Annotated in this window: 25 protein-coding genes; 16 read left to right on the forward strand and 9 right to left on the reverse strand. The window is 42.8% G+C overall.

Going from position 1 to position 25,726, the window contains the following annotated elements:
- Window positions 1-121: 121 nt before the first annotated feature.
- Window positions 122-1,486: a sugar porter family MFS transporter gene (locus NSS80_RS17630; RefSeq protein ID WP_117603441.1), complete on the reverse strand. Its 1,365-nt coding sequence runs from the start codon at window positions 1,484-1,486 to the stop codon at window positions 122-124.
- 257 nt (window positions 1,487-1,743) lie between these two features.
- Here NSS80_RS17630 and NSS80_RS17635 point away from each other — a divergent pair, with 257 nt between their 5' ends.
- Window positions 1,744-2,709 (forward strand): LCP family protein, encoded by a 966-nt coding sequence (locus NSS80_RS17635; RefSeq protein WP_025093927.1) that lies wholly within the window; start codon window positions 1,744-1,746, stop codon window positions 2,707-2,709.
- 163 nt (window positions 2,710-2,872) lie between these two features.
- Window positions 2,873-3,754, forward strand: coding sequence for a Cof-type HAD-IIB family hydrolase (locus NSS80_RS17640; protein ID WP_024426298.1), 882 nt, complete (start codon window positions 2,873-2,875; stop codon window positions 3,752-3,754).
- Window positions 3,755-3,810: 56 nt separating this feature from the next.
- On the opposite strand, the gene NSS80_RS17645 is transcribed toward NSS80_RS17640, so the two are convergent.
- The 5 genes from NSS80_RS17645 to pgsB form a co-directional block, all read right to left on the reverse strand.
- A complete protein-coding gene (locus NSS80_RS17645) occupies window positions 3,811-5,034 on the reverse strand; it encodes a C40 family peptidase (RefSeq protein WP_025093925.1) in 1,224 nt (407 codons plus the stop codon).
- A 108-nt stretch (window positions 5,035-5,142) separates the two neighbouring features.
- Window positions 5,143-5,313, reverse strand: coding sequence for a hypothetical protein (locus NSS80_RS17650; RefSeq protein ID WP_087976066.1), 171 nt, complete (start codon window positions 5,311-5,313; stop codon window positions 5,143-5,145).
- Window positions 5,310-6,476, reverse strand: coding sequence for a CapA family protein (locus NSS80_RS17655; protein WP_024426300.1), 1,167 nt, complete (start codon window positions 6,474-6,476; stop codon window positions 5,310-5,312). The genes NSS80_RS17650 and NSS80_RS17655 overlap by 4 nt, the downstream gene beginning before the upstream one ends.
- A gap of 18 nt (window positions 6,477-6,494) precedes the next feature.
- The gene (gene pgsC / locus NSS80_RS17660) at window positions 6,495-6,944 is read right to left on the reverse strand and encodes a poly-gamma-glutamate biosynthesis protein PgsC (RefSeq protein WP_024426301.1); all 450 of its coding nucleotides are present in this window, start codon (window positions 6,942-6,944) and stop codon (window positions 6,495-6,497) included.
- A gap of 15 nt (window positions 6,945-6,959) precedes the next feature.
- Complete coding sequence (gene pgsB / locus NSS80_RS17665) at window positions 6,960-8,141, reverse strand: poly-gamma-glutamate synthase PgsB (protein WP_024423670.1); 1,182 nt, start codon at window positions 8,139-8,141, stop codon at window positions 6,960-6,962.
- Between the two features lie 747 nt (window positions 8,142-8,888).
- On the opposite strand from pgsB, the gene NSS80_RS17670 reads away from it, so the two are divergent.
- The 9 genes from NSS80_RS17670 (at window position 8,889) to rbsB (ending at window position 18,341) form a co-directional block, all read left to right on the forward strand.
- Window positions 8,889-10,370, forward strand: coding sequence for a spore germination protein (locus NSS80_RS17670; protein ID WP_024426302.1), 1,482 nt, complete (start codon window positions 8,889-8,891; stop codon window positions 10,368-10,370).
- A complete protein-coding gene (locus tag NSS80_RS17675) occupies window positions 10,360-11,457 on the forward strand; it encodes an endospore germination permease (RefSeq protein WP_342498360.1) in 1,098 nt (365 codons plus the stop codon). Before NSS80_RS17670 ends, NSS80_RS17675 begins: the two co-directional genes overlap by 11 nt.
- Window positions 11,447-12,589: a Ger(x)C family spore germination protein gene (locus tag NSS80_RS17680; RefSeq protein ID WP_041115542.1), complete on the forward strand. Its 1,143-nt coding sequence runs from the start codon at window positions 11,447-11,449 to the stop codon at window positions 12,587-12,589. Before NSS80_RS17675 ends, NSS80_RS17680 begins: the two co-directional genes overlap by 11 nt.
- Before the next feature lie 118 nt (window positions 12,590-12,707).
- Window positions 12,708-13,694, forward strand: a complete 987-nt coding sequence (locus tag NSS80_RS17685) for a LacI family DNA-binding transcriptional regulator (RefSeq protein ID WP_342498361.1) — start codon at window positions 12,708-12,710, stop codon at window positions 13,692-13,694.
- A complete protein-coding gene (gene rbsK / locus NSS80_RS17690) occupies window positions 13,691-14,569 on the forward strand; it encodes a ribokinase (RefSeq protein WP_342498362.1) in 879 nt (292 codons plus the stop codon). Before NSS80_RS17685 ends, rbsK begins: the two co-directional genes overlap by 4 nt.
- Window positions 14,566-14,958, forward strand: coding sequence for a D-ribose pyranase (rbsD, locus tag NSS80_RS17695; RefSeq protein ID WP_025093920.1), 393 nt, complete (start codon window positions 14,566-14,568; stop codon window positions 14,956-14,958). The genes rbsK and rbsD overlap by 4 nt, the downstream gene beginning before the upstream one ends.
- A gap of 15 nt (window positions 14,959-14,973) precedes the next feature.
- On the forward strand, window positions 14,974-16,455 hold the full coding sequence (locus tag NSS80_RS17700; RefSeq protein ID WP_342498363.1) for a sugar ABC transporter ATP-binding protein: 1,482 nt from the start codon (window positions 14,974-14,976) through the stop codon (window positions 16,453-16,455).
- Window position 16,456: 1 nt separating this feature from the next.
- The gene (rbsC, locus tag NSS80_RS17705) at window positions 16,457-17,410 is read left to right on the forward strand and encodes a ribose ABC transporter permease RbsC (protein ID WP_024423678.1); all 954 of its coding nucleotides are present in this window, start codon (window positions 16,457-16,459) and stop codon (window positions 17,408-17,410) included.
- A gap of 13 nt (window positions 17,411-17,423) precedes the next feature.
- Window positions 17,424-18,341: a ribose ABC transporter substrate-binding protein RbsB gene (rbsB, locus tag NSS80_RS17710; protein WP_070326102.1), complete on the forward strand. Its 918-nt coding sequence runs from the start codon at window positions 17,424-17,426 to the stop codon at window positions 18,339-18,341.
- A gap of 38 nt (window positions 18,342-18,379) precedes the next feature.
- On the opposite strand, the gene NSS80_RS17715 is transcribed toward rbsB, so the two are convergent.
- Together NSS80_RS17715 and alsR are read right to left on the reverse strand one after the other, a co-directional pair.
- Complete coding sequence (locus NSS80_RS17715; RefSeq protein WP_342498364.1) at window positions 18,380-18,997, reverse strand: flavin reductase family protein; 618 nt, start codon at window positions 18,995-18,997, stop codon at window positions 18,380-18,382.
- Between the two features lie 59 nt (window positions 18,998-19,056).
- Window positions 19,057-19,944, reverse strand: a complete 888-nt coding sequence (gene alsR, locus NSS80_RS17720; RefSeq protein WP_342498365.1) for an acetoin biosynthesis transcriptional regulator AlsR — start codon at window positions 19,942-19,944, stop codon at window positions 19,057-19,059.
- A gap of 150 nt (window positions 19,945-20,094) precedes the next feature.
- Between alsR and alsS the strand changes: the two genes are divergently transcribed.
- The 5 genes from alsS to NSS80_RS17745 all read left to right on the forward strand — a co-directional run bounded on the left by alsS (window position 20,095) and on the right by NSS80_RS17745 (window position 24,364).
- Window positions 20,095-21,795, forward strand: a complete 1,701-nt coding sequence (alsS, locus tag NSS80_RS17725) for an acetolactate synthase AlsS (RefSeq protein ID WP_024426310.1) — start codon at window positions 20,095-20,097, stop codon at window positions 21,793-21,795.
- A 35-nt stretch (window positions 21,796-21,830) separates the two neighbouring features.
- Window positions 21,831-22,601, forward strand: a complete 771-nt coding sequence (gene budA, locus NSS80_RS17730) for an acetolactate decarboxylase (RefSeq protein ID WP_041115536.1) — start codon at window positions 21,831-21,833, stop codon at window positions 22,599-22,601.
- A 152-nt stretch (window positions 22,602-22,753) separates the two neighbouring features.
- Complete coding sequence (locus tag NSS80_RS17735; protein ID WP_024423684.1) at window positions 22,754-23,230, forward strand: Lrp/AsnC family transcriptional regulator; 477 nt, start codon at window positions 22,754-22,756, stop codon at window positions 23,228-23,230.
- Between the two features lie 16 nt (window positions 23,231-23,246).
- Entirely contained in the window at window positions 23,247-23,828 is a 582-nt protein-coding gene (locus NSS80_RS17740) for a chromate transporter (RefSeq protein WP_034624477.1), read from the forward strand.
- On the forward strand, window positions 23,828-24,364 hold the full coding sequence (locus tag NSS80_RS17745; protein WP_034624488.1) for a chromate transporter: 537 nt from the start codon (window positions 23,828-23,830) through the stop codon (window positions 24,362-24,364). Before NSS80_RS17740 ends, NSS80_RS17745 begins: the two co-directional genes overlap by 1 nt.
- Window positions 24,365-24,397: 33 nt before the next feature.
- On the opposite strand, the gene NSS80_RS17750 is transcribed toward NSS80_RS17745, so the two are convergent.
- Window positions 24,398-25,717 (reverse strand): UDP-glucose/GDP-mannose dehydrogenase family protein, encoded by a 1,320-nt coding sequence (locus NSS80_RS17750; RefSeq protein WP_034624474.1) that lies wholly within the window; start codon window positions 25,715-25,717, stop codon window positions 24,398-24,400.
- Window positions 25,718-25,726: the final 9 nt, after the last annotated feature.

Raw genomic sequence — 25,726 nt, forward strand, 5'->3', positions numbered from 1 at the left:
CACCCGCCTGTTCCATATGTATGTGATAGGCAGCACGTTCAGAAGATGAGGGAATGTCCTTTCTTGATTAAACGTTTGTTTAACATAGAAAAACCAGCTGCACACGGCAGCTGGCCATCGTTCATACCGTTTTTCCTTCGCCACTTGTGACGGCACGATTTCTCTTTTTTAAATCTTCTTCAATTTCTTCAAGACTTTTCCCCTTCGTTTCGGTCACCAAGTATTTTACAAATAAGAAGGCGACTACGCCAATGACCGCATAAATGAGGAAGAGATTACTGATGCCAATCGCGCTTAATAAAGCTGGGAATGTCAGCGAGATGATTAAATTTCCTGTATGAAGAAGGAAGGTCGAGACACCTGTACCGATTCCCCTGACATGTACTGGGAACAGCTCTGGAAGCATCACCCAAACGACAGGACCCCAGCTGACAGCAAAGATGACGATAAAGAGACCCAAACAAATAACGGTTGTCCATCCTGCTGCTGTTGATCCTTCAAAAAATCGGTTGACCACTGACAGGACAATTAAACTAAGGACCATTCCTGCATTCCCAAATAGGAGCAGCGCTTTACGCCCTACACGGTCAATGATTTTAATGGCAACAAACGTCATGATGACATTCACTGCACCAATTCCGACAGTTCCTAAAATCGCTGCTGAATTCCCAAAGCCAACACTTGTGAATGTTTTTGGTGCATAGTAAATGATCGTATTTGTACCGATAAACTGCTGCAGAAAGGCAAGGCCGACACCAGCAATCAATGCTGGGCGTACCCATGGCTCAAATAATTCCTTAAAACCGCCTTTCTCTTCACTTTCCGCCTTTTGAATATCTGAAATTTCTTCTGCCACTTCTTGCTTACTTTTTCTGAGTTTAGATAATATCTCCTTCGCACGGTCAGCCTGTCCGTGGACAAACAGCCAGCGGGGACTTTCCGGCATAAACAAAATCCCGAATAATAAAAGAACAGAAGGAACAACCGCAATTCCAAGCATCAAGCGCCATGCCTCTGCATCCGCTAAAGCGTAGTTCACAATATAGGCAAGAAGAATACCAAATGTGATCATGAGCTGGTTTAAAGAGGACAGTGCCCCTCGTGATTCCTTTGGCGCAAGTTCAGATAAATATAATGGAACAATCGTTGTCGAGCACCCGACAGCGAGCCCTAGTACAATTCGGAATAAGATCATCACTTCCGTATTCGGGGCGAGAGCTGTACCAAATCCACCGATAATAAACAAAATAGCTGCGGCGATGATGGCTTTTTTCCGCCCAAATTGGTCTGTCAGCTTTCCAGAAAGAGAGGAACCAAGCATCGCCCCGATTAAAATCGAGCTGACGACAAGCCCCTCTGTAAACGCATTTAAACCTAAATCTTCTTTCATAAATAAGATGGCGCCAGAGATGACACCTGTATCATAGCCATATAAGGCACCGCCAAGGGCGCCGAAGAAATAAAGCCATCCATTCCGATTTTTCATATACATAACCCCACTTTTGTCTCTGTACTCTATGAAAAGTCATTTTCCTCACTTCCTGTCATTTCAAACATTTCGATGTTTTATGACAAATATATTTCATTTGTGTATCTTTGAAACTTTTTACGAGAAGGAAACGTCAATTAAGCGTTAGTGAAAAAAATGTCGCACTATATCCCGTTTTAAGGTATATTTGTTTTAGTTTGTAAGCAGAAAGAAGGACATCTTTACTATAAAATCATAGCGAGGGTTTAAAATATATGGATCAATCACGAAGTAAACGCAAAGGAAAAAAGCGTTTAAAACCATGGGTGAAAGTCACTCTTTTTATCATTAGTATTCTTTTACTGACAACGGCTTCAGTCACAGGCTATGCCTACTATAAAATAACCAATGCTGCTAAAAAGGCTCAAGTATCTCTTGATCGCGGCGCACAATCTGTGAAACGAATTGAAGCATTCGATCCAGGAAAAGACAGTTTTTCTGTCTTGCTGCTTGGAATTGACAGCAGACCGGGCGAAACAGTGAAACAAGCACGAAGTGACGCAATGGTTTTGGCAACCATTAACCGCACAAATAAAACCGTTAAATTATTAAGCATTCCTAGGGACTCATACGTTAATATTCCAGGCCACGGTTTTGATAAAATTACTCACGCACACGCATTTGGCGGTGCAGATTTAACAGTGAGCACAGTTGAAGATTTACTAGATATTCCGGTCGATTTTGTCATTCAAAGTAATTTCGTAGCGTTTAAAGAAATCGTCAACGAATTAAACGGTGTTCCTATTAACATCAAGGATGAGTATCTTGTGAAACAGATTAAAAAGGATACAAAAGGCAAGGTTGTGCTTCAAACTGGAACTCATACACTAGATGGTGATCAAGCGCTCGCATATGTGAGAACAAGAAAAGCAGATAGTGATTTAATGCGTGGACAGCGTCAAATGGAAGTGTTAAAAGCCATTTTTGATAAATCAAAATCATTAACATCTATTCCGTCATACGACAATATCATTGATACTCTCGGCGATAATGTGTCTACCACCCTTTCAATGAAGGAGTTAGTCGGTCTTTTCCCGCTTCTGACATCATTGAAATCGGTTGATACCATTCAGCTTAAAGGATCTGATTACCAGCCAAACGGCGTTTATTATTTCCAATTGGATCAAAACCAGCTGAACGAAGTGAAAACTGAATTGAAGAAGCAGCTTGAATTATCATAAATAAAAGCGTCCCTAAGGGGCGCTTTTTCTTATTTCCTTGATCATTCACTCATTTTTGTTTAGCCTTGATAAAGAGGAATCAACCTTCCTTTTTTATGAGAATGAAGAAAATCGTACATACTTTGAAGAGGCTATTGCATGAATGAAGGAGGATTTGACAGCGATGAAAAAAATGATTGCGATTGATTTAGACGGTACACTCTTAAATACAAAAAGTGAAATATCCGCTCAAAACCGTGAGGCATTGATTCGTGCAAAGGAAGCTGGATATATTGTGACCATCTGTACAGGGCGGGCAACTTTTGATGTAAAGGAGCTGCTTGGTGATTTGGACATCCCCATTATTGCGGCAAACGGCGGGACTGTCCATACAGAAGGATACGAGCTCTTCAGCCGTATCACATTGGACCAAGAAGCGGGCAAGCGGGCTGCAAAGGCATTAGTGGAACGAAACATTTACTTTGAAGTCTATACAGATGATGCTCTCCTCTCTCCTTTTGATGGAAAAGAGAAGCTGAAAGCAGAATTTGATCTGATCAAAAGCGCAAACCCAAATGAGGATCTCGCTGATCTATGGGAAGGAGCCATGACGCAATTTAAACAATTTGGCATCAAACCAGTAGATGATATCCGTGAGATTTTTGAGTCGAACGAACCGACCTATAAATTACTCTGCTTCTCTTTTGATATGAACAAACTGAACGAAGCACGAAATCTTCTGGCAGAGATGCCCGAGCTTTCATTGACCTCGTCTGGAAAGCATATTATTGAGGTGCTGCCAAAAGAGTCTGGAAAAGGACATGCCCTGAAAAAGCTCGCAGCCCATTATGGTGTAGACCGCTCACATATTTATGCAATTGGTGACAGCCCAAACGACCTTTCTATGTTTGAAGAAGCAGGCCACCGCATTGCAATGGGGAATGCTGTTGATGTCATTAAAGAAAAGAGCACCTTCATCACAAAAGGAAATCATGAAGACGGTGTCGCTTATTTTATTGATCTTCTTTTACAAAATCAATTCCATGAAAAAAAGACGCTTGTCTGATCAGCGCCTATAGAGAAGTTCAGAAGTCCGATACAAGTATTGATCGGGCTTTTTCTTTATTTTTTGATTCTAACAGCCGTTTCATATTTGTCCTTCCAGTACGTACTTGTTTTCATATTGGTTAAGACAACACCGTTTGAGACAGTCACATGAATGACTTGATTGGATCCTGCATATATCGCCGGCATCAATGATGTTCCGCTGAAGAAGACAAGATCTCCCGGCTGAAGTTCAGAACGTTTCACAGGTGTACCTGCTTTGACTTGACCTGATGCATAGCGGGGCAGCTCAATGCCAAGCACTTCTTGATACACGTACTGCGTGAACCCTGCTGTATCAAATCCTTCCTTTGGGTTCGTACCGCCTTTGACATAAGGGACTTCACCAATATACGTAGCGGCTTTTGATACGATAGGGTCCTCTTTCGCAAGCTCCAGATCTGTTAACCGTTTTGCACCTGTCCATTTCTCGCGCCAATACGATTCAGACAAATAAGAAATTGTCACACTTTCAGAACGGCTCGCATGAATAAAGCGGTCGCCTCCAATATACATACCTACATGAGAAATTCCGGGCTTATATGTGTTGCTAAAAAAGACAAAATCCCCAGGGCGGATATCGTCTAATGCCACTTTTTCTCCAACGATCCACTGCTGTTCAGCACTTCGAGGTAAATAGATTCCAAGTGATTTTTCAAATAAATACTGTAAAAATCCTGAGCAGTCGAATCCAGTCTTTGGATCTGCTCCTCCAAATTCATAAGGAATTCCTAAATAGGTCAGCGCATCTTTCACAAGAGGATCATCAGAAATTTCTTGTGTGCCGGGCAGGCGTTTGACCGCATAAAATCGGTCTGTCCAATATTTGCTTTTGCTGACATCTGTTTTCACCACACCTTGACTAAGCGTGATGTGGATGACCTGATTGTTCCCCGCGTACAACGCCACATGTGTTGGGATATCCTTTGTTTCTTCAAGGCTTCGGAAATACACAAGGTCACCGGGCTGCGCTTTATCCCATGATACCTTTTTTCCAATCTGATATTGGTCGATGACCTTCCGCGGCAAATCAAATGTTTCGGATGTCTTGTACACATATTGAATAAACCCAGATGCATCAAAGCCCGTTTTTGGATCGGTTCCTCCTTTATGATAAGGTGTTCCAATCAGCTTTTCCGCTTGCTCCAAAAGAGATGGTGTTTGAGCAGATACCGCTGATTGAGACATGAACATCAGCCCTACAAGCGCACACCCTCCTATCAATATTCCTTTCCATTTCATGATCTTTTCCCTCCAATCTTCTATAGTTTCGGCATGACACCTTTCATTTTACACCCTTTTTCGACAAAAAAAGAGCACGCGATGTGCGTGCCCTTTATCCTTTTTAGGTTATTTACCTGCTTCCGCTTTTGACTGCTTTTGCTGTTCAATTTTCTGCATTTCAACCGAAATCTTTTGTTTTTCGTGATCTGTCAGACTGTCACTAAATTTAAAAGCAGACATAAAGACAAAGACTAAAATTAACGCAACAAACGGCCAGCTTGCTTTTAGGAATTTCATTTCTTCTCTTTCCCTCCGTTTTCTTTTAAGTTTTTAACTTTATCAGCGTGATCTACTTCAAAGAAAATGTGTCCGTCTTTTTCTTTCCAATCCGCATTCGTTCCATTGGTCAGCATACGGATAATGGCTTTTGATTCTAGAGATCCTGCTTTTACTGGAGCAGGTGTTGCTTCTTTGATGTACATTGGGACAACTTCAAATGTCGCTTTTCCATCTTCATTCAGATGATACTGAACAAGTGCAGAATCACGTGTTCTTGACCAGCCTTGGTCAAAAATAAAGTTGCCTAGGCTATAGAAAATCGCTGTTCCGTTATAGACTTCCATTGGTTCAAGGACGTGCGGATGAGCACCGATAATGATATCAGCTCCGGCCTTAGACATCGCTCTTGCCAATTCTCTTTGTCTGTCGTTTACTTCATTGTTGTACTCCTGTCCCCAGTGAGCATGAACAACGACGAGATCTGCCTTTTCAGCAGCCTGCGAAATCATCGGAATAAAGATAGATGGATCGGCTGGCAGAATACCCGCCTGGCGATTCGTTGCTTTGAAATCTTTCCCATACACATCTGTAAAACCAAGTGTAGCAATTTTGACACCATTTACTTCTTTGTACGAAATGTTCTGCTTCGCATCTTGGAGGTTACGACCTGCACCTGTATAATCCATGCCATTTTGTTCAAAGGCATTGATCGTGTTGTTCAGCCCTTTTTCACCATAGTCTGCCGCATGGTTATTCGCAAAGTTTAAGACAGAGAAATTTAAATCCTTCAACGCTTGGACAGAATCTTCATCTGTTTTTAAATGAATATTCTTTTGGGCTGCCTGTTCCTTATCTGATGCAACAGGATGCTCAAAGTTACCTGTCACATAATCTGACACATCAAAATATGGCTTGGCATAACGAAAGAGATGCTCTTTTCCATAGCGTTCTGTTACTTTCTCTACGTTTCTTCCAAACATAATGTCACCGACAAACGAAGCGGTCAGGATGTTTTCTGGATTTTTTTGTACAGTTGGCACTTGTGCTTTCCCGATAAACGTAAATAGAAATGTACAAGCAATGACGATCGGTAAAGCAATGAGTACGTGTTTATTCGTCTTTTTCTTTTGATTCTTTGTGATTTTCAGCAGCTTTTCCTGAAAGCTCAATTTTTTATTCATCATTGGACACACCTTATCTTAAAATAGATAGTAAACATACATGATGGCAAATGTTGCACCACTTAGAAGTAACGTGCTTCCAAGGGTAATCGTAAGTCCTTGCTTTTGAATTGTATTTGCAATCAATCCAGGGACGATGATTCCAATTCCGCGGAATTCTGCTATTTCAAATGGGACCACTGGATAGAAGAAATCAAATATCAGCTTTAAGGCAATCCCTGTAATCAGCATCGCAGCAAACTTTCTGCGTCCGTATAAAATCATGAATTTTGATAAGCCAAAGCGAACGATCACATACGTAAGCAAGCTGACAGATAAGACGATTAAAATGAAGACTGGCTGGTTAAATACGAGCGCCAGATAACCCGGGACAACAAGTCCAGCCGGTACGATTCCTGTTTTTTCTGCAAAGATTAAACTAAGTAGAACACCTAAAATTAACGAGATATAAAGATCTGATCCGAACATTTTCTATATTTCCTCCTAGCTGACAAGCTGCTTAATTTTGTATTCTTGAATTTTTTCGATTAACGGTTCAGCGGCACCATGGATATTGCCGACTCCATAAACCACTCGATTATGAAGCTTTTTCTCAAGCATATTCATAATTTCTTCTGTAGATTGATATTCAAGGTTGTGTAAGTGGTCAGCCGGAATTTTCCCTTCCTCATATGCCTTCACAATTGGATCAGTTGTTTCACCAATTAAGACAAGGTCACTTGCTTCAATATATGGAAGTACATCCTCCGCAAACTGGATCGTTCTATCTACCCGATCCGCACGGCAGTTCATAATAATAATCGGTTCATCTGTTGGATATCCAATTTCTTTCACACGCTTCCAAATGTTCAATGTAGATGCTGCGTCATTTGCCGCAAATCCATTTACAAAGTGTCCAGGTGTTTTCGCGTCCATTAATGGGAGAATTCTCATCGCTCCTGGATCAGGCGGCGCATTTAACATTCCTCTGAATGCCGTATCTTCATCAATCCCTAATGCTTGGGCAACACCAAGTGCAAGTGAAGCATTATCTGGGAAAACCATGTACTCAAATTTCCGCAAAAACTCATCGGAAATCTTGGAATTATCCGCAACAATGACTTCTGTGTTGCGTTTTTTCGCAATCTCTTTAAAGAAATCTGTATATTCACTATCCGTAATAACCAAGTGTCCATTGTAAGGAATTGTCGCTGTAAAGGCTTCTGCTATTTCATCAAGTGTCGGCCCCATAACGTCCATATGGTCTTCAAGAACGTTTACGATCACGCCAATATTTGCTTGAAGCAGCTCTTCCTGAAAGATAATTTGGTAATCTGGATTTACCGCCATACATTCACTGACGATGGCATTTGCTCCTCTTTCAACTGTTTCTCTCATAACTTCTTTCTGCTCTCCGATATTCGGTCCTTGCGGTTTCCTTTTAATCGGTTTCTCCTCTGGCGTATCCCAATAAATCATTCTTGCATCCGTTCCCGTTGTTTTACCGACAGTTTTATAACCTGCCTCCATTAAGATACCGGTTGTCAATCTTGTGACGGTAGACTTTCCGCGAATACCATTAATATTGACGCGCACCGGCAGGGCATCGATATTTTTCTGATGACGCTTCTTTTCAATAAAGCCAATCCCTAACATGATGACACAGGCTATAACGATTAACCACATCGCTATCTACATCTCCTTTTTTTATGAGTGTGATATGTAAATTCAATCAACAGTATATCTGTTCAGCATAAAATCACAATCGGTATTATGTAACATAATCTTTCACTTCCTCGTATGCCAAATTCCTCTAATCAGAAGGCTTTTTTGCCTACCCATCCTTTAAATGAAAAGGCCAAAAGGCGGACAAAAATCAATCTGAATTTCTGCTGAATTCATAAGAAAGCGTTACCATCAATGATCCGAAAATCTTTTGTCCTTTTCTCCCTAAATTTTTTGACAATTATTAAGATGTATTTTGAATCAATGTTTTAAAGCCCGCTCTTCTCAATAACATCAGTCATATCAGCGCTTTAAATAAATAGTGCGTGTTTTGGAATGTTTTATATTTTTGAACGAACAGGTTAGAAAGTCATCCTCATTGGTCAGATTGCTATGTGTTGGCCTATGACAAAGGTCACCTCTAAAAAAATCAAGTCATCTGCTTATTTTTAGGTCACGAAAAATTGGGATAAGATGTAAAAATTTTGATCATTTCGGTGTACCTTCTCTTTACGAGATTCGCACCTTATGACCTAAACAATGAAACATTATTCATTTGTTTTTATCAAGATTCATCATTTCTTAACATTTTTAATGTGAATTTAGTTGAAAGTTGTCAGCTTATGTCATGCTTTCCCCAAAGGAGACGAATAAAATCCGCTTCTCCGCTTACACTATGGGTAAAAAATCTGTGAGAGGAGGCTAAAGATGCCAAACACCAATGAGCAGACACGCCTGCATTTTTTATCAGGCAGCTTCGAGGAAAAAATCCGTATCCTAAAAAAAACATTTCAGCAAAGCGGCGATTTTGAATATCGAGAGTTAATGGTGAATGAAACAAAATCTGTGCTGTTCTTTATTAAAACAAGAATTGATGAAGGCAAATTAAATGATTTCATTATCGGTAACTTATTAGGCTCTCCTGGAAAGCAGAATTATATAAAGTCTCTTAGCACACTTGAAACAGGCGACTTGACGCTGATCACAGACAGTATTATTGCGGGAAGTATTGCCTTTCTTGATGAAAACTCCTCGCAAATCAAGCTGTTTGCTGTCGGACAGCCGCCGCTGCGCTCTATTACTGAACCGTCTTCTGAAAGTATTATCGCGGGTGCACATGATGGTTTTGTTGAAAGTCTTGATACCAATATCTACTTACTGCGTTCGCATTTAAATGATCGGAAGCTTGCCATTCAATATCATAAGGTCGGTACAAAATCGGAAACAAAGCTTGCAACGGTTTATATATCTGATATTGCCAATCAAGAAAAGGTCGAAGAAGTCAACAGACGGATTTCTTCTATTAAAGTAGACACACTGATAAGTCCTGGCTCTATCGTTGAGGCAATTGAGGAAGATTCATATTCTATTTTCCCGCAGCTGATTGATACAGAACGTCCGGACAAGGTAAGATCTGCCATTCTTGAAGGCAGAATAGTCGTACTCATGGATGGCAGTCCAATGGCCATTATTCTGCCTATCACGTTCTTTAGTTTTTTTCAGTCGCCAGATGATTATAACAGCCGCTGGATTCCTGCTACGTTTATTCGTATTCTTCGTTATCTTGCCTGCATCATCGCAGTCATATTGCCATCTTTTTATATTGCTGTTATTGCGTTTCATTATGAGGTTGTCCCAGATGAACTAGCTATTACGATGAAGAACTCTATTATTGGCATTCCCTTTCCTCCATTGATTGAGGCTATGCTGATGGAGATCACAATTGAACTTATACGTGAGGCTGGGGTGCGTCTGCCTAAACCTATCGGGCAGACCATTGGCATCGTAGGAGGTTTGGTTATTGGGGATGCGGTTGTACAAGCAGGACTTATTTCGAATGTCCAAGTGATTGTAGTCGCTGTGACGGCTGTCGCTTCATTTGTACTTCCGTCGTTTGAAATGACGTCCACCATCAGGATGCTTCGTTTCCCGCTCATGTTTATGGCATCGATGTTTGGATTTATTGGCATTTCATTTGGGCTCGCCATTATTCTCATGAATTTATGCCGCCTAGAATCACTAGGGGTGCCATATTTATCACCTGTTGCTCCATTTAACTGGCAGGACTTAAAAGATACTGTGGTTCGACTCCCAATGTGGATGTACAAAAACCGCCCTGTTTATTTAAATCCGCAAAAGAACAAACAAATTGAACAACTGAGAGGGTGGAAAAAGAAAAATGAAAAATAAAATATCTCCACCTCAAGCTGTTTTTTTTATCATCCAATCTCAAATTGGTGTTGGTATTTTAGCGCTCCCCCATTTGCTAATGAAAGACATGGGACACGATGGCTGGATGGCAATAATTGTCGCGTGTTTTTTTATCCAAATCATCAATACCATTTTTCTTTATATCATCTACAAGTATCCAGAAACGTCATTTTTCCAAGCGCTGATTGAGGTCTTTGGAAAATGGATTGGACGCGCCTTGGTCGTGCTCTATACGGTATACTTTGCCTCGGTCTGCATCGTAGTCCTTTCTATATTCACAAGGATTCTTGGCATATGGGTGCTCCCGCTCACACCAAACTGGATGATTATCCTATTACTGATGATATGCATTATCTATATCGCAAAGGAGCAAATTACAGCCATTGTGAGGTTTAACTTTATTTTGACTCCCGTTATACTCTTGCTGTCTCTTTTGATGTTCTATGCATTGAAAGGAACCAATATTGATTACCTTCTGCCTTTTTTCCAAACCGATATTTCTCAATTTCAGCTTGGATTGAAGGACGTGGTGCTGTCAATGAATGGATTTGAGATGATTTTGATCATCTCTCCACTGATGAAGGGCACCATTAAGGCACGATATAAAGTGATGACCATTTCAAATATATGCACGACGCTTTATTACCTATTTATTACATTGATTTGTTTTATGTTTTTCAGCCCAGCTGAGCTTGATGTGATTCCAAATCCTGTTTTGTATCTATTAAAAACCATTACATTCGGTGTCATTGAGCGGACGGATTTAATTTTTCTAAGCTTTTGGGTGTTTGTCATTCTAGCCGAACTGGGTAATTATCTGTACTTTTGTGCAAATGGTGTTTCCACTATGCTGAAGAAAAAAAATCACAAAAAATATGTCTACTATTACGCCATTTTGATCTATGCTGCCAGCTGTTTTCTGTCAACTGATAACTTTAGAATCCAGCGCTTTAATGACTTTACCACCGTTGCACAATATTCATTTATTTACACACTTCCGATCATGATGGCCATTATCATCTTGATCAAACACCGCAAAAAGAAGGTGAAATCACATGCATCATAGATACATTTTGATACTGCTTATGTGTGTTTCCCTCATTTTCATGCCCGGCTGCTGGGATCAAAACCTATTAAAAGACATCTCTCTTGTTTTAACTTCAGCCGTTGATCAAGGAGAAGATGACAATGCGAAATATTCAATTACCTATCGAAAGGTGCAGCAATCTCAAAGTATGCAGCAAGGGAATACTGGCAGTTATTTAACTACTGTTCTCACAACCGAGGCGCCTACTTTAAGAAAAGCACGAAGCAACTTTAGCCGGAGTGTAGACCAAAAAATTGATTTGTCGAAAATGCGGGTGCTGCTAATCGGTGATGAATTTGCCCAAAACCGGCTGCTCCCTTACTTAGATATGTTTTATCGCGATCCCAAAAGCCCTTTGCTCGCAAACTTGGCGGTGGTGCAAGGCGGGAGCTGTGTGGAATTGATCAATCAGCTGCTCAAAGAAAAACTCATTGTAAACGACTATTTAAACAACCTGATCACTTCTGCATCACACTCCTCTCAAGTTTCACCTAAAAACATTCAAAATGTAAGGTCCAAAATGCTGCAAACCGGGGAAGACTTCACACTGCCGTTACTCTACTACGATAAGTCAAAAAAGTTAACGAGTGTGAGAGGGGTTGCCTTATTTCATAATGAGAAAAAGAAAGGTGAACTGTATGCCCAGGATGCCATTCTGCTCACCATTATGGATGGTAAAATGGGCAGTTTTGCAAACTTCACGAAAAAAGTAAGAAGTGATATGAAATTAAAGGAGAACAATTACATCACCATTCAAGTAACGGATTCAAAGAGAGACATTAAAATCGTCAATCCTGATCATCGAAACGTAACCTTCTCTCTTGACTATGAATTCACCACCTCTGTTCTTGAATATCCGAAAGACAATTTAGATACAGACAAGAAAATTAAAATGTTAAATAAAAGGCTGTCAGCTATTTTGACTAAAGACGCCGAAAGAGTCATTGCGGCCCTGCAAGAAGCAAATTCTGACGTCCTAAGCCTTGGCAGAAAATATAGGGTAAAACACTATGATGAATATATGAAAATGAACTGGGTCACCGATTATCCGAAGGTGAAAATCATTCCAAAAGTGAAAGTGAACATTACACAAACAGGTATTATTAGTTAAGAAAAGGAAGAAGCCTTCTTTCTTTTCTTTTTTTTATTTTTTTTAGATTGTCATTTCGATGCTTTCGTGATAATCTATGTGTGTAAACGGTTACACATTCATGAAGGGAGGCTCTCCATTGGCTACAATTAAAGATGTCGCAAAAGCTGCACAAGTGTCTGTTGCCACTGTTTCACGCGTGCTCAATGATACTGGATATGTTCATTCAGATACGAAAACTCGCGTGACGCAAGCGATGCAGGAGTTGAACTACTTTCCCAATGAAGTGGCTAGATCCCTTTTCAAAAGAGAATCACGCTTAATCGGCTTAATCTTGCCTGATATCACAAACCCCTTCTTTCCTCAGCTTGCTAGAGGCGTTGAGGATGAGATTCATGCGCACGGTTTTCGGTTATTATTCGGAAACAGTGATGAAGATCGAGAGAAAGAAATGGCATACTTGCAAACCTTTAAACAAAATCAAGTGGTCGGTGTCATCGCGGTCACAAATGAACCTGAATCAGATATATACAATGATGATGATCTGCCTGTTGTGTTTTTAGATCGAACGGTTCCACATGCACCTTCTGTTTTTGCAGATGCTGCAGCTGGCGGGAAAATGGCGGCAATGGAATTAATCAGACGCGGCAGCCGGCAGATCACACTGTTAAAAGGACCTGCCCATCTGCAAACAGCGCGGCAGCGATTCAAAGGGGCACTCGATGTTCTCACGGAAACAGGTGTCGACTTTCATGTGATGTCTAATGCTTCCTTTTCCTTTCAAGAAGCTCGAAAAAGTGCCAAGGCCCTTTTCCAGCTGTACCCTGAAACAGATGGGATCATTGCCAGCAATGATATCGTCGCAACAGCGGTCATCCATGAAGCGCTTCGAATCGGAAAAGCGATTCCAAGAGACGTTCAAATCATTGGATTTGATGATATTCCGCAAAGTGAGCTGCTCTTTCCTTCCTTGTCGACCATAAGGCAGCCGGCCTATGAGATGGGAAAAGAAGCAGCACAGCTGTTAATCAAAGCGATTCAGAAACAACCGATAGATCAACCAGTTATTCAAATGCCCGTCTCTTTTATTGAACGAGAGACCACAAGAAAGGTGGATTCACAATGAGTCATATTGTTGTAGTAGGAAGCTGTTCAATGGATTTAGTCGTCACATCAGATAAACGGCCAAATGCCGGTGAAACGGTTTTAGGCGAATCGTTTAAAACGGTCCCAGGCGGGAAAGGTGCCAATCAGGCAGTCGCAAGCGCCAGACTCGGTGCAGATGTATATATGGTCGGCCGAGTTGGTGATGACGCTTATGGCCATGATATTCTCAGCAATTTACAAGCACAAGGTGTCCGTACCTCATATATGAAACCGGTTACCGAAATGGAGAGCGGCACAGCTCATATCATTTTAGCAGAAGGTGATAACAGCATTGTAGTGGTCAAAGGGGCAAATGACGAGGTCACTCCTGACTATGTAAGTGATGCTCTTTCTACAATTGATGATATTGGGATGGTTCTCATCCAGCAGGAAATACCTGAAGAAACGGTCGAAGCGGTCTGCGCCATTTGCAGTGAAAAAGAAGTCCCTGTCATATTAAACCCTGCACCAGCCCGTAAAGTATCGAAGCAGGTTTTAGATCAGGCTGCTTACATTACACCGAATGAACATGAAGCTGTTCTGATGTTTGATGGTCTGCCAATTGAAGATGCCTTGCGTCAATACCCTAACAAATTATTAATCACAGAAGGAAAAAATGGGGTTCGATATTTTGATGGAACGAAAGACGTGTTGGTTCCAGGCGTTCCTGTCGAAGCAGTCGATACAACAGGGGCTGGCGATACCTTTAACGGAGCCTTGGCTGTCGCTCTAACAGAAGGCAAATCCCTCTATGACGCACTTGCCTTTGCCAACCTTGCAGCATCAATGTCCGTCACAAAGTTTGGCGCACAAGGCGGCATGCCAACAAGAGAAGAATTGGAGAAAAAGAAATGAAAAAAAACGGCATCCTAAACAGCCATATCGCCAAGGTGCTTGCTGACCTTGGCCACACAGATACAATCGTCATCGCAGACTGTGGTCTCCCTATCCCAGAAGGTCCAGTCAAAATCGACCTGGCATTATCAATCGGCACACCATCCTTTCAGGAGGTCACCTCCCTCCTTCTTCAGGAAATGGCCGTTGAAAACATCACTGTAGCTAGTGAAATCAAAGAAGCCAATGAACGAGATCATTTATTTCTTAAGAAAGCGCTCTCAAAACCGTTACATGAAGTAGACCACGAGACGTTCAAAGACATGACCAAACAGGCAAAAGCAGTCATTCGAACGGGTGAAGCCACCCCATACGCAAACTGCATTCTTCATGCCGGTGTCATCTTTTAAAAGGAGGATCCAGATATGAACATAGAGATGCATAACATCCATAAGGCTTTTGGAAAAAACACCGTTCTCTCCGGGGTCTCCTTTGACCTCGCCACAGGTGAAGTCCACGCACTCATGGGTGAAAATGGTGCGGGAAAATCAACTTTAATGAATCTGCTTACAGGTCTTTATTCTTTAGATCAAGGAACGATACAAATCGACGGAAAAGAAACCGCTTTCAAAAATCCGAAGGAAGCGGAGCAGCACGGCATCGCCTTCATTCATCAGGAGCTCAACATATGGCCGGATATGACCGTCTTGGAGAACCTATTCATCGGGAAAGAAATCTATACGAAACTCGGACTGCTAGATACTAAGAAAATGAAGACCCTCGCCCAAACGCAGCTGGACCGTTTGTCTGTGAATCTCTCACTTGAACAAGAGGCAGGCAGCTGTTCTGTTGGACAAAAACAGATGATTGAGATTGCAAAAGCATTAATGACCGATGCAAAGGTCATCATCATGGATGAGCCGACAGCAGCTCTTACGGAACGGGAAATCGAGAAGCTCTTCCAGGTCATTGAATCTCTCAAAAAAGAAGGCGTTTCCATAGTCTATATTTCTCACCGTATGGAGGAAATCTTTGCAATCTGTGACCGGATTACGATCATGCGTGATGGGAAAACGGTCGATACGAAAGCCATACCTGAAACGAATTTCCATGAAGTCGTCAAAAAAATGGTCGGCCGTGAATTGATAGATCGATATCCTGAGCGAACGCCTTCTACAGGAGACATTGTCCTTGAGGTGAAACAAGCAACGAGAAAAGGACAATTTCAAGATATCAGCTTCTCAGTTAAAGCTGGAGAAATCGTTGGTGTTGCAGGCTTAATGGGTGCTGGCCGGACCGAAATGATGCGGTCGCTGTTTGGTCTTGATCCTCTTGATCAAGGAGAAATATGGGTTCATGGAAAAAAGGCTGTTATTAAAAAACCAAGTGATGCCGTCAAGCTCGGCATCGGCTTTATCACAGAGGATCGCAAGGATGAAGGATTGATGCTTGATGCATCTATCCGGGAAAACATCGGTCTGCCAAACTTAAAAAGCTTCTCTCCAAAGGGACTGATTGATAAGAAAACAGAACAGGATTTTGTCGACCTTCTCATCAAACGACTGACGATTAAAACGGCTTCCTCTGACATCTCTGCCCGAAGCCTGTCTGGTGGAAATCAGCAAAAAGTCGTCATCGCCAAATGGATCGGCATACAGCCGAAGGTCTTGATTTTAGATGAACCGACACGAGGAGTCGACGTCGGAGCGAAACGAGAAATCTATCAGTTAATGAATGAGCTGACCGATCGAGGTGTTGCCATTTTAATGGTCTCCTCTGAGCTCCCAGAGATACTCGGGATGAGCGACCGGGTGCTCGTCATTCATGAAGGAACCATCAGCGGAGAATTAGACAAAGCAGAAGCAACGCAGGAACGAATTATGACACTAGCTACAGGAGGGAAGTAACATGAAACCACTTACTTCAAATGGACGATTTGATCACATCATGCAAAAGCTTGGGCCATTCTTAGGACTCATCATCCTTGTTGCCATTGTTTCTATTTTAAACCCGGCCTTTTTAGAGCCATTAAACATCTTAAACTTACTGAGACAAATCTCCATTAATGCCCTCATTGCCTTTGGCATGACGTTTGTTATTTTAACTGGAGGTATTGATTTATCAGTCGGTGCTATTCTTGCACTGTCCAGTGCCCTGACTGCCGGCTTTATCGTTTCTGGCATGGATCCGATTTTAGCCATTATCGTCGGCTGTATCATCGGTGCCGTTCTTGGGATGATCAACGGTCTTTTAATCACAAAAGGCAAGATGGCTCCATTTATCGCAACGCTTGCCACGATGACAATTTTCAGAGGTTTGACACTCGTTTATACAGACGGAAACCCGATTACTGGGCTTGGCTCTAACTATGCATTTCAGTTATTCGGCCGCGGATATTTCTTAGGCATTCCTGTTCCAGCGATCACGATGCTTCTCACCTTTATCGTACTTTGGGTACTGCTTCATAAAACACCTTTCGGCAGAAGAACATATGCCATCGGCGGGAATGAAAAGGCGGCTCTCATCTCAGGAATCAAAGTACCACGCGTGAAAATTATGATCTATTCATTAGCAGGCTTCATGTCTGCCTTAGCAGGTGCGATCTTAACATCTCGCCTAAATTCAGCGCAGCCAACAGCTGGTACGTCCTATGAGCTTGATGCCATTGCTGCCGTCGTACTTGGCGGGACAAGCCTGTCCGGCGGAAGAGGACGAATTGTCGGCACACTCATCGGGGTGCTCATTATCGGTGTCCTGAACAATGGTATGAACTTACTTGGTGTTTCATCATTCTATCAATCTGTTGTGAAAGGGATTGTCATCTTGATTGCAGTCCTGCTAGACAGAAAGAAATCTGCTTAAGGAGGCAGCTGCTATGAAAAAATATCTTATTCTCATCCTGACTCTCTCTTTGTTTCTGCTTTCTGCCTGCTCGCTTGAACCGCCGGAGTGGGCCAAGTCATCTAAGGATGGCAAGAAAAAAGACATCAAAATCGGTCTGTCGATCTCGACATTAAATAACCCATTCTTCGTTTCTCTGAAAAACGGTGTGACAAAAGAAGCAAAAAAGCTTGGCATTGAAGTCGTGATTGCAGATGCACAAAATGATTCAGCTAAACAAACAAGTGATGTAGAAGATTTAATTCAGCAAGGCGTCGACGCATTGCTCATCAACCCAGCGGATTCATCTGCCATATCAACCGCTGTCGAATCAGCAAACGCTTCAGATATACCTGTCATCACATTAGACCGCTCAGCCGAAAGTGGAAAGGTAGAAGCACTTGTCGCCTCAGATAACGTCAAAGGCGGTGAAATGGCAGCTAACTTTATCATCGACAAGGTTGGCAAAGGAGCAAAAGTCGCTGAATTAGAAGGCGTACCAGGCGCTTCCGCTACACGTGAGCGTGGAAAAGGATTCCATCAAATAGCGGATAAAGATCTAAAAGTGACAGCAAAACAAGCTGCTGACTTCGACCGGACAAAAGGACTGAATGTCATGGAAAACCTTCTTCAAGGGAACCCTGACATCAAAGCTGTTTTTGCCCACAATGATGAAATGGCTCTCGGCGCACTAGAAGCGATTCAAAGCTCTGGGAAAGACATTCTTGTCGTTGGCTTTGACGGCAACGAAGATGCACTCAGCTCGATCAAAGCAGGAAAGCTCTCTGCAACGGTTGCGCAGCAGCCAGAGCTGATCGGTCAACTGGCAGTCGGTGCTGCAAACGACGTATTAAAAGGGAAAAAAGTACAAAAGAACATCGCAGCTCCACTCAAACTAGAACAGAAGAAATAAACAGAAAACCCCCGATATCCCTCGGGGGTATTTTTCTATTACTGTGGTCTTTTCAGCACAAATGACATGCCTAAATGGGCATAATCATTACCTGCTAGGCGAGCGACTGGTTTCAGTTCATTAGTAGAAACATAGCCTTTTTCTGCATCATAAACAGCCTCATCTAAATGTGCACATACAACCCGGCCAATGATATGATCAACTGTGATCTCCCCTTCATCATTTTGAAAGGTCAGATGTTTTTCCAGCTGACATTCAAAACGAATGCGTGCTTCCTTGATCCCCGGCACCGAAATGACATGACTCTCTACTTGGTGAAGTCCGGTGCGATCCAGCTCACTCTCTTCCCTAGGCAGAGTAGCAGCTGTTTCATTAATATCTTCTATCATGTCTTCATCACTCACATGAACGACAAACTCTTTCTTATCGATGATATGCTGCGCAGTATCTTTCATCTGACCATCACGTCGTCCGATAGAAACCGCAATGAGCGGCGGGTGTCCGCTGATGACATTAAAGAAACTAAATGGTGCGGCATTGACGACATTTTCTTTAGATAGACTTGTAATAAATGCAATCGGTCTTGGAACGATAGATCCAGATAATAATTTATATGCCTCTTTTCGTGACAGCTGATCCAGTAGCAATGTAATCAATTCAGGTACGCCTCCTTTTAATGTAACGACATCATACCATAACCCTTTCTCTCTACCTCTTATTCCAGCTCGGTGCGATGCAGGATATGGTGGACCAGATGAAATAAAGCAGGATTATGATTTTCCCGTCTATAGGAAATCGTCCATTCCGCCAGAAGCTGTTCATCCTCAATGGAGCGATATACAACATCCAGATTAAATAAACGCCGGGCTGATTGTGGAATCACTGCAATACCGATCCCTGCTGTGACGAGGCCAATGATCATTTGATATTCCGCCGCTTCCTGCACGATATTTGGAGAAAACCCGTACTTTTCACATAGCAGGACAAAGTGCTGATAAAGAGACGGCCATGATTCCTGTGATAAAGAAATAATCGGTTCATGCCGGATATCTTCAATCGCGACCGTCTCTTTATTAGCCAAACGATGATTTTTTGGAATCGCAAAAATACATTCACTTTGCTTCATCAAACGACTCACTAATTCTTCATGCGGCGGTGTAGGATGTAAAAAACCGATATCAATCTCACCATTTAAAAGTGCCTCTAGCTGCTGCGGAACAGAAAGCTGCTGCAATTCAATACTGACAGAGGGATACAGCTCCCTGAATTCACGTACAACGGGCGGCAGAATATCATACGTCGCCGTTCCAACAAAACCTATGATGATTTTCCCCAGCTCTCCTCTTGCTGTATGACGGGCATGATCAACGGCTTTATCAAGATGCTGCAGCACTCCCCGAACCTCATGTAAAAAGACCTTTCCAGCTGCTGTTAGCTCCACCACCCGCTTCGACCGGTGAAATAAAGGAAAACCCAATTCTTCCTCAAACTGCTTAATTTGCTGACTAAGTGGAGGCTGTGTCATATTCAACCGCGCGGCTGCTCTGCCAAAATGCAGCTCCTCCGCTACTGTGACAAAATACTGCAAATGTCTCAGTTCCATCCTTTCACTCCTCACACACTTATTCGTGAAACATATCAAAACCACGTTAAACATATATTGGAAAATTTATTTTATGAAATGTATAGTAAATCATATCATGAAAATATATTTTCATAAAAAATTTTACTTGCCGAAAGGAGTGCGGGGTAAATGAAATCTCAAGCACAACCCCTAACAAGACGAGGAGCAGAGTTGATTGTCGATACGCTGATTGCTCAAGGTGTGACCCATGTTTTTGCGATTCCAGGTGCAAAAATTGACGCTGTATTTGATGTATTAAAAGACAGAGGTCCAGAGCTTGTCCTATGCAGACACGAACAAAATGCAGCCTTTATGGCAGCTGCTGTCGGACGATTAACTGGCAAACCAGGTGTTTGTCTCGTCACATCAGGTCCTGGTGCATCTAATTTAGCAACAGGTCTATTAACAGCCAATACAGAAGGTGATCCTGTTGTCGCAATCGCCGGAAACGTCATTCGTGCAGATCGTCTGAAACGAACACATCAATCACTCGACAATGCGGCATTATTCAAACCAGTCACAAAATATAGCGTTGAAGTACAAGACGTTCATAATATACCAGAAGCATTAACGAATGCTTTTCGCGCGGCACAAAAAGGGCAGGCTGGAGCAGCATTTATCAGCTTTCCACAAGATGTCGTGACAGAACACACCACACAAACACCAGTGTCTGCTCACCCTTCTCCAGAATTAGGTCCTGCACCAGATGCTCTCATCAGTTCGGCTATCGCCAAAATTCAAAATGCACACTTACCTATTGCGATTGTGGGAATGAAAGCTAGTCGTCCAGCTGCTGCAAATGCCACAAGAGCATTATTAAAAACACTTGGTATCCCATTTGTTGAAACGTACCAAGGAGCCGGCGTTCTCTCAAGAGAGCTCGAGTCTCAATATGTAGGCAGAATCGGCTTATTCCGTAATCAGCCGGGTGATCTTCTCATTGAACATGCAGATGTCCTTTTGACCATTGGCTTTGATCCAATTGAATATGATCCGAAGCATTGGAATCTTCAGCCGCAGCAGCGTCAGATCATCCATGTTGATGACATGCAGGCAGATATTGACCATTTTTATGAGCCAGCGCTTGAGCTTGTAGGCAATATTTCTGAAACCGTCAAACATCTAGCGCATGACAGTGTTCCCCTTTCTCTAAGCAAAGAGAACATAGAATTCGTCACTGAATTACAGGAACTATTAAGCGACATCGAAAAGACACCAGAAAGAGAAAGTCATCGATCTCACCCTCTGGATGTCATTCATACATTGAGACGTCTGATTCCTGATGACACGAAGGTCACGTGTGATATCGGATCTCACGCGATTTGGATGTCCCGTCACTTCCGCGTCTATGAACCGAACTCATTCCTGGTGAGTAACGGCATGCAAACATTAGGCGTCGCATTACCATGGGCAATTGCGGCTTCTATCATGAATCCAGATGAAAAGATTATCTCGGTCTCAGGTGATGGCGGTTTTCTCTTCTCCGCAATGGAGCTAGAAACAGCAGTCCGGAAGAAAACAAACCTCGTTCACCTTGTTTGGAACGACAGCACATACGACATGGTCGCGTTCCAGCAGGAAATGAAATATGACCGTACATCCTGCGTTGAATTCGGGCAGATCGATTTAGTGAAATATGCGGAAAGCTTTGGAGCGACTGGACTAAGGGTCAACTCACCTGAGGAGCTTTCAACCGTCCTTCAAAAGGGTATAAACATAGAAGGACCCGTGATTATTGATATTCCGATTGACTATCAAGACAACCCTGACCTCGCCAGTCAAAAATGGCCAGAAGTCTTTCGCAAAAAACATGCAATGAACGTCAGATAAGACTTCGATACATTACATTAAAGGAGTGAGCGGTTATGGGTATGATGCACCCAATGAATCAACAGAATGACACAAGACAGCATGACAAACAGCAAGAGGTCTATCAAGTATCGACAATGACCTCCCTGCTGGAAGCCGTATATGATGGAGATTTCTCCCTCGCACATATTCCTGAACACGGTGATTTTGGCATCGGTACATTCAATCAATTAGATGGAGAACTGATCGGCTTTGACGGCGCATTCTACCGGCTGCGCTCGGACGGAACAGCGACACCGGTCACCAATCAAGATTATTCACCATTCTGCTCTCTAGCATTCTTTGAAACAGATATCGTTCATCGAATTGATGCACCTATGACGTCTAAAGAACTTGAAGAAGAAATCGACCGCATTTTACCAAGTAAAAATATCTTTTATGCGGTCCGCATTGATGGATCATTCAAAAAGGTTCAAACACGTACGGTTGAAAAACAGGAAAAACCTTACGTTCCAATGGTAGAAGCAGTCAAGTCTCAGCCTATTTTCGACTTCGAGGATATTCAAGGCACGATCGCAGGCTTCCGTACACCGCAGTATGCACATGGCATTGCGGTGAGTGGATATCATTTTCATTTTATTGATGAAGATCGAAGTGTTGGCGGACACGTATTTGATTACACCGTTGATCAAGTCACCATCCGCATTTCTCAAAAACGCCATATGAATTTACACCTGCCAAATACGCAGGAATTCTTCCAAGCAGACATTGATCGTGCTGATCTTGCACAGCAAATTGCCAGTGCAGAAAGCAGCCCGGATCAATAAATGAAGACACCCCGATGATTCCGGGGTGTTTTTTTATGCATAAAGATAATTTCTTGCATACAATGTTTTCGTTTCGATAGCAAATGATAAATTATCCATTCTATTCGTAATAAAATATGATAGAATATCAACAGAAGAAAGGTGGTTATACGGTGTCAAAAGACTATAGCATTCCAAACCTAACATTAGACGAAAGAGATAAACAAATTTTATCCCTATTACACGAGGACGGGCGCATGTCTTATACAGATCTCGGCAAACAGGTCGGTCTGTCACGTGTTGCCGTACAAGCCCGCATTCAGCAGCTCGTTGAAGCAGGGGTCATTGAACGATTCACCGCTGTAATTAACCCCGCGAAGGTCGGCATTCATGTCTCTGTCTTCTTTAATGTAGAGGTAGAGCCGAAATTTTTAGAAGCGGTAGCCCTTCAGCTTGAAAAGGAAACGGCTGTCACAAGCCTTTACCACATGACAGGACCAAGCAAGCTGCATATGCATGGCATTTTTCAACATGAACAGGAAATGGAGACTTTCCTGACAAAAAAGCTATACCCGCTAGAAGGCGTTGTCAGTGTGGACTGCCAAATGCTCATTAAACGATACAAAAGCCGCATGGGCATGAAATTGTAGACAGGAGTTGAACCACTTGCAATCATATATCGAACTCATTATCGCTATGGTGCGAACCGGTATTCTCGGTTTTGGCGGAGGCCCTTCCGTCATACCGCTTATTCGCCATGAAGCGGTGGTGAAATACCAATGGATCAACGATGACGAATTCGGAGAAACACTCGCCATCGCCAATGCCTTACCAGGCCCAATCGCAACGAAAATGTCAGCATACCTCGGCTATCGATTAAAGGGCGTATCTGGCGCAATTGTCGCCACAGCTGCTCATATTTTACCAACATGTCTCGCCATGGTAGCCCTTGTCACACTTGTCAGCGTCTTAAGCTCCTCACAAATCATTCAAAATATGATTGGCGCTGTGACCCCTGTCATTGCCGTGCTGCTCGGTATCATGGCATATGAGTTTGGACAAAAAACGCTGAAAGGCTTCGGTATGATCTTCGGGATCGCTCTATTCCTTCTTGCTTTTATTGGGCTGCAAGTGCTGTCCATTCATCCAGGAATTATTGTCATGATCTTTTTACTTTATGGCGCCTTTCATTTTAAACTGAAAAATCGCTGGAATCGGCCAAATAAAGAGAAAGGAGTGTCTTCATGATGCTGATTCTCTTTTTATTCTGGGCTTTCTTTTTATCCAATCTATTAGGATATGGCGGTGGCCCTGCATCCATCCCACTCAATTATGAAGAAATCGTCAATCATTTTCATTGGATGACGAACGAAGGATTCTCCAATATGCTGGCTTTAGCCAATGCACTGCCGGGGCCAATCGCTACGAAGATTGCAGCATATGTCGGCTATGACGTCATGGGCTGGCCAGGCTTTATCGTGGCACTGCTTGCAACTGTCCTGCCGTCCGCTGTTGGGCTGATTTTATTGCTCAAGCTCATTAACCGCTTTCGTCAATCTCCCGTCGTAAAAGGCATGACCTTATCCGTTCAGCCTGTCATTGCGATGATGATGCTTTTATTAACATGGGAAATCGGCGGAGATGCTGTGAAAGCCATCGGCTGGACGCAATCGCTCGCCATTGCTGCGATCTCCTTTTTCTTGATGACCAAATTCAAGCTGCACCCTGCTTTTCTGATTGTGGCTGCATTTTTATATGGCGGATTCATTCTGCCGCATTCATAAAAACCGATAACATTCACTGTTATCGGTTTTCTTTTACATATAAATTGGAGAAACTGATCTGCGCCCAATCGAATGATACTCGACCCCCGCTTGTTCTGCCGCTTCAAGTGTATGACAGTTTCGTCCATCGAAAATAAGCGGCCGCTTCATCCATTTCTTATAGGAAGCGAGTGGAAACGACTGAATATCCGCCCACTCTGTTAATAGACAGACCGCATCGGCATCCTTGATCGCTTCCTCAATCGTTTGAGCAAATAAGACTTGATCCGGCAGCTCGCGAGCTGCATGCCGGGCAGCAACAGGATCATATGCCACAAGCTCCGCACCTAATTGATGGAGCTCATGAGCGATCGGAATAGATGGCGCCTCCCTCATATCATCTGTATTCGGTTTAAAGGACAGACCAAGAAGCGCAATTCGCTTCCCTTCAAGAGCTGCCCCCAGCCGCTCCTGAATATTGCGGATAAAACCTGCCCGCTGCTCATTATTTACTTTGATGACAGCCTTTAACAACTCAAAATCATGGGACACATGCCCTGCAATTTGGACAAGTGCATTTGTATCCTTTGGAAAACAAGAGCCTCCGTAGCCAATGCCCGCTCTGAGAAAGGAAGAACCGATCCGCTGATCAAGTCCCATTCCCTGCGCCACCCATTCAACATCAGCCCCTGTTTTTTCACAAATGGAGGCAATCTCATTCATAAAGCTGATTTTTGTCGCAAGAAATGCATTTGATGCATACTTGATCATTTCAGCACTTTTACGGTCTGTTTTCACCAACGGAAGGTGGAAATCAGCATACATGTCCTCTAACTTGTCTAATACGGCTTTTGTTTCAGCTCCAATCACTAGCCGATCCGCCCTCAATGTATCTGAAATGGCAGAGCCTTCCCGTAAAAATTCTGGGTTAGATGCAATCGCTAGTGGCTCCTTCCGTCCTAATTCTTGATGGATCAACTGATCGATTTGATCCCCCGTTCCGACAGGAACCGTACTTTTCACCACAAGAATCGCCCCTGACTTTGCTTTTAAACCCATCTCTTTCGCAGCCTGAAACACATACTGTAAATCAGCTTGGCCATCTGCCTGCTGCGGGGTGCCGACCGCAATCATTAACACATCTGCCCGCGGGTAGGCTTCCGCTCCATTTATGCGAAAATGAATTCGTCCCTGCTCAAGGTTGCGCTTCAATAGCTCTTTTAACCCTGGCTCATACATTGGGGGATTTCCTTGTTTCAGCTGCATGACCTTTCGGCGGTCAATATCAATACACGCCACATCATGACCTGCCTCCGCTAAACACACACCTGTCACAAGCCCCACATACCCACAGCCTGCAATCGCAATATTCATGACACCATC

This window comes from Bacillus sp. FSL M8-0350, from assembly GCF_038593345.1.
Classification (GTDB): Bacteria; Bacillota; Bacilli; order Bacillales; family Bacillaceae; genus Bacillus; species Bacillus safensis.